Source organism: Rhodococcus sp. P4_B6, assembly GCF_056402215.1.
Genome location: NZ_JBFUHV010000477.1, coordinates 1 through 773, shown reverse-complemented (window position 1 = coordinate 773; position 773 = coordinate 1). Strand labels below are relative to the sequence as shown.

Below are 773 nucleotides of genomic sequence, written 5' to 3'. Positions count from 1 at the left end.
GTTTGGTTACCCTCGCCGTTCCAGCCGCCCGCACCTCCGAATACCGGGCATCTGGCATCTCCACGAGATCGAGGAGACTTCCCGAGCTGGCGGTCAGCCCCTGCATGACGCGGCGGTACTCCGAGGTGCCAGTGCGCACGCTGGTCGAAAGCCCGAAAAGGCGTGCGAAGTTGTCGAACTCGCACGGACGGATGGACACTTCCCAGTCGCGGATGATCGTGATCGGCATCGTCTGTCCAAGTACATCGATTGAGCCGCCGTGGAGCGTGAGCATGGCGGCATACTTGTCCGTCATATCGATATCCGTGAAGCCAATGATGCGATCAAACTTGCTGACCTTGTTGCTTGCCCAATAGAAGGTGACTTCGTAATAGATTTGGCCGTCCACAAAGAATGGCCGCGTCTTGTGAATGTAGTAGCGTCGCCGGCCACCGTCCAGCGGAGGAGTTAGACGAAGCGCTTCAATTCTCGAGGCGATCTTCTCGTGATACTCCCGGAGCGACGGGTCAAGGTCGATTGGGAACGACTCCAGGTTGGTAAGCGCTTCGATGCCACACACGTCACGAAGCAGAGTGCGTACGCGAAGGAAGTACTCGTAATACTTCAGCATCAGGCGCTCGGATGCATCACCGTCCAAGGTGTAGTGCGAGGCGCTGATCTGGGCGAGTTTGTGGAAGCGGAGCAGAAAGTTGACCTGCTTGCTTGCTGAGCCGATGTACGTCAGAGCGGGCTTCGTCGCATCGTAGGTGAACTCGGCCGCGCCGTCACCAGTG

1 pseudogene is annotated in these 773 nt (G+C 58.1%); it reads right to left on the bottom strand.

Features of this window, described 5'->3' with window-relative positions:
- Positions 1 to 773: pseudogene (locus tag AC1DWT_RS51660) on the bottom strand (helicase); the annotation flags it as partial.